At 61.4% G+C, this 6,892-nt stretch carries 3 protein-coding genes and 1 tRNA gene; 1 reads left to right on the forward strand and 3 read right to left on the reverse strand.

Going from position 1 to position 6,892, the window contains the following annotated elements:
• The 3 genes from JSV08_02900 to JSV08_02910 form a co-directional block, all read right to left on the reverse strand.
• A partial coding sequence (locus JSV08_02900; GenBank protein UCF81377.1) for a hypothetical protein occupies positions 1 to 516 on the reverse strand: 516 nt, incomplete at its 3' end.
• A gap of 178 nt (positions 517 to 694) precedes the next feature.
• The gene (locus JSV08_02905) at positions 695 to 2,860 is read right to left on the reverse strand and encodes a hypothetical protein (GenBank protein ID UCF81378.1); all 2,166 of its coding nucleotides are present in this window, start codon (positions 2,858 to 2,860) and stop codon (positions 695 to 697) included.
• A 158-nt stretch (positions 2,861 to 3,018) separates the two neighbouring features.
• Positions 3,019 to 3,094, reverse strand: a tRNA-Ala gene (locus tag JSV08_02910).
• A gap of 631 nt (positions 3,095 to 3,725) precedes the next feature.
• Here JSV08_02910 and JSV08_02915 point away from each other — a divergent pair.
• Positions 3,726 to 6,892: PKD domain-containing protein (locus JSV08_02915; protein ID UCF81379.1), on the forward strand; the 3,167-nt coding region annotated here is incomplete at its 3' end.

The following is a 6,892-nucleotide window of genomic DNA, read 5'->3' on the forward strand; positions in this document are numbered from 1 at the left end:
CTGCTTCTCCTCCGGATCGACGTTGATGGTGCCGCTTCCGTAGATCATGAGATCTTCTTTATCTTCATCTTCATCCGGCTCGCCCTCCTCCACATCCCAGGAGCCGACCCAGCCGAGTATTTCTCCGTCGGCGTCGCGGACTGCGCGGAAATCCGCGGGAAAAACCTTCGTCGTCGTGCGGTAACTCTTTTCGTAGTCGCCTTCCTTTTCCAGCATGTGTTCCTTGAGGTTCGGATGACGATGGAAAACCCCGGTGTCCATGCCTCCGACGTCCTTGATGTGCGTGAGCCCGCGCGCGGCTTTGCTGTAGCGCTTCATGTTCTCTATCAGCCCCCTTAGATTGTTCAGGGTGAACGGGTTGATGTAGATCATTCTCAAGTCGGGGTCGCAGACGACGAAGTTGAAGTGGGCCTGGTCCATCCAGGGCCTTATCGCCTCGACGAATTTCTCCAAGCCCAGCATCCCTTTCACTCCCCGGCCGGGGACCGGAACCGATGTTTCCCTAAGGTCGACCATGGCGATCTCCTTGCGTTCTGTCGGATGGAGTTGTTGTCGTGATCAGTTCTTCCTCATTGTATCATCTGCCTTGTCCGCTCCGAAGCCCTCAACGCCAAGGATTGATGAGTAAGGAGTAAGAAGCAAGGAGCAAGGCCTGTTATCCGCTACTCGCCTTCGTCCTGTCCGCCGCAGGAAATTACAAGAAGACCGTGTAGAGCTTTCCGCTTTCGTCCTCCGCCACCAGCCGCACCGAGAACCACAGGGGGGGAATCTCCGCTTCGAGCTCGAACTCGTCTTCGCGCTCGCGGAGCTCGTAGTCGAGGAGCTTGTCCTCGGTGAAGACGCGCAGGGTTTCCTTCATGCGGGGCGTGAGCGCTTCCCGGTCGAGCACGGCGCGCAGCACGAGCTCCCCCTGTTCGTTTAGCACGCTGCTCATGGCCCGCACGAAGGGGGGAAGCCCGATTTCAAACGGCACCGAAGTGCGCAGCACCACGGCGGACGGCTCGGTTTCGTGCTCGTGCTCGTGCCCGAAAATCGGCTTGAGCGTTCCTTCGATGGTGGCCTCGTGGCGGCCCGGCGGAAGCGGCCCCCATTTGTGGCGTATGGCGCCCTGGGCGGAAAGCTCCAGGTGCTCCTCCTCCTCCCCGACCCTCAGCACGCCCTCGGTCCAGCTATCTTTCGCGAAGAAGTGAAAAGCGATGTCGAAGCGGGGCGTCTCGGAGGCGAAGTAAGCGCCGGCGGGCGGGATTTCAAAGCGGGGCCCCCCTTCGGCTTCAGTGGGAAGCAGGATGTCTTCCGTGGCCACCACGGGGTGCTTGTGAGTCCAGTGCCGCTGCAAGTTGACCGTCGACGTCTGGGTAAGATATCCATTTTTTCCAACCCGCAGGCGCGGCATGGTGGTCGTGGCGGCCGGGATCGAGAAGGCCCCCTCGGCGTCGGTGTGAGCCAACTTGCCGGGCGGGTAGCTGAGGACGACCGCGCCCTCGATGGGGCGGCCGTAAAAGTCGCGCACAATTCCACGGACCGTCACCGTGAGTGATTGGAGGCGGACGACCTCCTGCACGGGCTCTCCCGCGTGAATATCTATGACATGGGGTGAATATCCCCGATTTTCAACGCGCAGCTGCGCGGGGGAGTCTTCGACGACCACGCTCGAAAGAAAGTGTCCCTGCAGGTCCGCCGTCACCAGCTGGCCGCTGCCTGGCTGGCGAATAAGGGCGAAAGCAAGCGGCGACCCGTCCGGTAGTTGGACGGTAAGCTCTACGGGCGTGGCGTCAGCGTGCAGGGAAAACCAGTGCTCGTTCGTCTCGTCGGCCCGGATGACCCGCGAAAAGATTGTGGTGGGATATCGGTCATGCTCGATGCGGATGGTTTTGTCACCGGCGGGCTGGTTCAGAACGAAAAACCGGCCGTTGGCGCTCGTGGTGGCAGCGACCAGCCCCCCGCCTATCATCTCCCGCCTTTCCTCCTGCACGACGACGCCTCCGATTTTCGGAGCCCTGTACTGCGTTTGCTCGTCTTGAATGAGCGTGACTCGCGCGCCCGGAACGGGCAGGCGGGTTTCGGCGTCCACGACCGTTCCCGAAAGATTGCCTTCCGACGGCATGGCGTGGAAGGCGACGAAGATATACGGCGAGGTTCCATGGACATGAAGCGCCTGTCTGAAAAACGGATTGTTGGGAGAATAGAAGCCCGGTTTGTTGGCGCCGAGCCCGATGCGGCCGGTGAAGATGGCGTTGGCGGCATCGATCGAGAAAAATCCACCCTTGTTGGCGAATGACTCGGTGAACAGCAGGCGCTTGCTGAAGAGCTGAAGCTTCGCACGGCTCACGGGAAGGTGCGTAAAGCGGTCTTCCACGAAGCCGAGGACTTTGACATTCAGGTTTTGCAGGACGTCCGTCAGGATCAAGTCCCAGACGGTGCTGCGCCTGATGAAAAAGTCCTTGTAGCGGCGCGTCAAATCCTCCCAGGCTTCGGGTGAAAGGGAGCCGCCCTTCGCAAGCTCCCGCAGGGCTTCCGCCAGGGAAGAGTCCTGCACCTCAATAATTTCCAGCAGGGCGTCCCGGTCGGCGTCCTCGCGAAACGTTCGGTCCAGGGCGAGCCGCCATGCCGTTTCCGGCGTGTGGTATTGGGCGTAGAGGCGGCAGAGACGTTCGGTGAGCCAGGTGCGGTAATAGTGCTCCGCTTCGGAAGGGTTCTGTGCAAGATGGAAACGAAGCTGCGTGGGGGACATCGCTATTCTCTTAAGGGCAATTTCGCGCACCAGCGTATAAATGTGCGAATCGGGCACCTGGGTGGAAGCCGCCTCCAACGACGCGACGGCCGCCAGGGCAAGTATGGCTTTAAAAACGCGATGCTTCATCTTCCTATCTTGTTCCTATCCTGCTGTGGCATTGCCTGTGCCATGGCGGGCAGCCGCCCGAACGAGGAACAGGCATGTTCTTGCGCGGCGAACGGAAATTTTCTCCTTTCACCTTCGGCGGACAACCTTCAAAATTGCCGCCGGGGCCCGGGACGTGGTGGTGGAGCAGATGGGATTTGAACCCACGACCTCTGCGTTGCGAACGCAGCGCTCTCCCAACTGAGCTACTGCCCCGGCGTTCTTAAACCGCGCGAACATCCTCCATCTTACCGAGCCCGACTTGCAAACGCAAGCTTTGCAGGGTCTCTCAAAAAGCGCGATGAAGAAGAGCAACAAAAGAAAGCCCCCTCGAACGGGTCTTCACGAAAAAAACCGCAAATATGTTCCGGCTTTAGTCGGGATAGACATCCGCCGGACTTGCCGCATCAGCCCACACACCGGCTTCCCAAGTGTCGTGCGTTGCGACCGCCTCGGCAACGCGAGATTATTCCGAATCCAGGCCGCAATTTCTCGTTGTTTCATGGCGCGAATCTCCCTTGCGGAGAGTTAGCATTAAAGTGAGTAGGCATGGTTCGCGCCGTTTTCTCATGAGCGGCATGTAACCGCCGGTCAATAAACGGTTTTTTAGGAAATTGAGGCTGTGGACTCGCCGGCCTCTAAACCGCTTAAATTGCTTGACTTTTCTGGTATTTTGTACGATAATTCATACTTGAATATCAGGGCGTTCCGTAGCCGGTGGAATCTCGCGTTCGGTCTGGAGGAATGGAGCATGAATAGAATACGAGAGCTTGGCGGGCAGTTTAAGGGACACGCGTCGGTTTCTCCTTGTTGTTATTCCCCCGAACGTTCGGTGAGAAGCTCGCGGATGGCGCGGGCTTTTTTTGCGGTATGGCTCGGCATTTGCACGCTGGCGGTGGCGGGCGACTCGGCGCCGCTTGCGCCGGCGGCGGAAAGCGAGCCACCACCTCCGCTCCTTGACTGTCGAGGGAGCGAGAGTCTGTCCCTCGGCGACGAGGTGCTCGGCTCGACGCGGGTGCACCCGAGCCGGGTGGAGCACTACGAGGTATCGTTCGACCCGAACGAAACGTTTTCCGGCCCCGAGGCCGTTTTTTACTTTACCAATCCCGAAGTTCAGGACATAAGAATTTCGCTCGAGACTGAAGGCGATTTGTCGCTGTTTCTCCTCAAGGACTGCGACGAGAGGCGCGTCGTCAGTTACGGCGACCGTCAGCTCATGCTGTTGAGCCTTCCGCCGGGCGAGTACTACGTCGTGGTGGACGGCCGCAGCGTCGAGGGGGCGGATTTTCATCTGAGAACGGAGACGGGCTTTGCGACCACGGAGGCCGGTTGCGTTCAGCCGACGCCGAGCTCTCTGGTCGCCTGTCCGCTGGCGCCGGCGGAACAGCCCGGCGTTGTGCCCCTTTATGCCCGCATCGTGGCCCCGGAAGAGGGAGCGGCCGGCGGGGAGATACACTTCACCGACGAATCGATCGGCGGCGCGAAAACGTGGACCTGGAACTTCGGGGACGGGACCGTGGACGTGTTCGAGCGGAATCCAAGCCACGTCTTTCAGGAGCCGGGCGCCTACGTGATCTCCCTTACGGTCTCCGACGGCGAGGGCAACGCCTCGACCCAGTATCGCCTGGTTCGCATCGCGGAAGGCCCCGCGCCCGGGCCGCTCGCGACGAGTGCGGCGCCATGGGCCGGGCCTCCCGAATCCCTGGGAGGGATTGCAACATCCGGAGTCCCCTTTACGTGCCCTTCCTTCGCGGGAACGCAGTTCTGGTTCGCGCGCTATACGGAAATCCCCACGAGTGCAGATGAGTCAGACGAGCCCTCCGGCCTCGTCCTCATCAATCCCGACGTCAACACCGCGCAGTACGTCATCACGGGCCCCTATACGGCAAGCGGCACCATTGCCCCGCAGGGCTACGAGTCGCTTGCGTTTCCGGCGGACCCGTCCGGCATTATTGTGGTGGGCGAGGAAGACACGGTCGTCAACAAGGGGTTCCAGCTTGATGTGCTCAACGACGTTCCCATCTTGGCGTACTACATTGTGCCGCGGAGCATCAGCTACAATCAGGATTCCTATCAGCTCATTCCCGTCCAGACGCTCGGCACGGAGTACGTCGCGGCGAACTACGAGGAAGGAAACGGCTATCTGCCGAACGCCGCCGTCATTTTGGCCAGCGATGATGCCACCACGGTCACGGTCGCGCATCCCACGTGCGGCACGCGCTCGTTCACGTTCAACCGCGGCGACGTGTACGCCTACACGTGCAACGGTGATTTGACGGGCGCTCTTATCACGAGCAACAAGCCGGTCACCGTGATTAACTGGCGCAAGTGCACGTATGTGGGAGGATGGTGCTGCTGCGACCGGCTTATTGACCCTGCCCTTCCCACGAATTTCTGGGACACGGAATACTTCGTGTCGCCCCTTCCAACCGACTCGAACGCCAACGCGCCCTCCCTCGTGCGCGTCGTGGCCAAGGACGCCAACACCCAGGTCTTCGTGAACGGAACGCTGGCCGCCACGCTGGCCGCGGGAGAGTTTTATGAAACGCAGAATGCGCAGCCTCTCCACATCACGGCGAGCCAGCCGGTGCAGGTCTACCAGTTCGCCATGAGCCAAACGTTTACGGGCACGGGCGACCCGTTCATGCTCATGGCCATTCCCAATACGTTCTACCGAAACAATTCCGCCTTCTTCTCCTATTTCGTTTACGACAACTTCGTCAACATCGTCGCGCCGGAGGCGGCGACGGCTTCCGTCCTGATTGACGGGGCGCCCCCGACGGCGACGTGGCAGACGTTTCCCGACGGCGCGCCCTACCGCTGGATGCGCCAGGCGATGGATCCGGGCCTCCACGCCGTTCAAGCAAACGCCCCCATCTCCACGATGGCCTACGGCGTGGGAGTTAATCCCAGCTGGATTTCGTACGGGCACGTGGCCGGCGGCTTCTCCCGCCCCATCGCCGATTTTTCGTCCAACTCTCCGCGCTGCCTAGGGCAGAGCATCTCGTTTACGGACGCCTCCGTCACGGTGGACGACCCCCTCACCGCGTGGAGCTGGGATTTCGGAGACGGCGCTGGCACCTCCACGCTTCAGAACCCCTCGCACACCTACGCCTCGCCCGGCACGTATTTCGTAACGCTTACCGTATCGACGGATTGCGCGGCCAGCCTCCCCGTGACGAAGACCGTCCGCGTGGACGCCGTTCCCACGGCCAGTTTTGTGAGCAGCTCGCCCCAGTGTCTGGGCGCGGACACCTGTTTTACGGACATCTCGACGAACGACCCGGCCGAATGGTTCTGGGACTTCGGCGACGGCGTCGGAACCTCGACTGAACAGAATCCGTGCTACACCTACATCCTCGCGGGCAATTATACCGTCACGCTCCTGGCCAAAAACGCCTGCGGCATGAGCGCGGCGTATCAGGGGACGGTCACGGTGAGCGACACGCCGGTCGCGGATTTCACGGCGCCCGCGTCTTTCTGCGAAGATTCGCCCGTAACGTTCACGGACGCGTCCACGGGCATTCCCACGGCGTGGCAGTGGGATTTCGGCGACGGCGTGGGCACCTCCACGCTCCAGAATCCCTCGTACACCTACGCGGCTCCCGGAACGTACACCGTAACGCTTATCGCCCTTAACGCCTGCGGGACGAGCGCTCCTTATTCGCAGTCCATCGACATCGTCCCCTTCCCCGTGGCGGGCTTCACCTCCGACGCGCCGCAGTGCTTTGGCGTCCCCGTCCAATTCACCGACACCTCCACGGGCGCCCCAACGTCCTGGGCGTGGGATTTCGGCGACGGGAATACTTCCACGGCGCAAAACCCGACGCACGCCTACGCGTCGCCGGGCGCCTACCAGGTGACGCTCGTCGCGACGAACGTGTGCGGCGCGAGCGTCCAGTTCGCTTCGAGCGTGGCGGTGAGCGACGTGCCGACGGCGAACTTCGTGAGCGCGCCGACCGCGTGCGTCAACAACCCCGTCTCGTTTACCGACGCCTCGGCGGGAAGCCCCAC

The sequence above is a fragment of the Acidobacteriota bacterium genome (assembly GCA_020349885.1).
Classification (GTDB): domain Bacteria; phylum Acidobacteriota.

Bases quoted from the DNA above. Each gene is read 5' to 3' on its own strand.
- JSV08_02905 (UCF81378.1), bottom strand. From the start codon at position 2,860: ATGAAGCATCGCGTTTTTAAAGCCATACTTGCCCTGGCGGCCGTCGCG.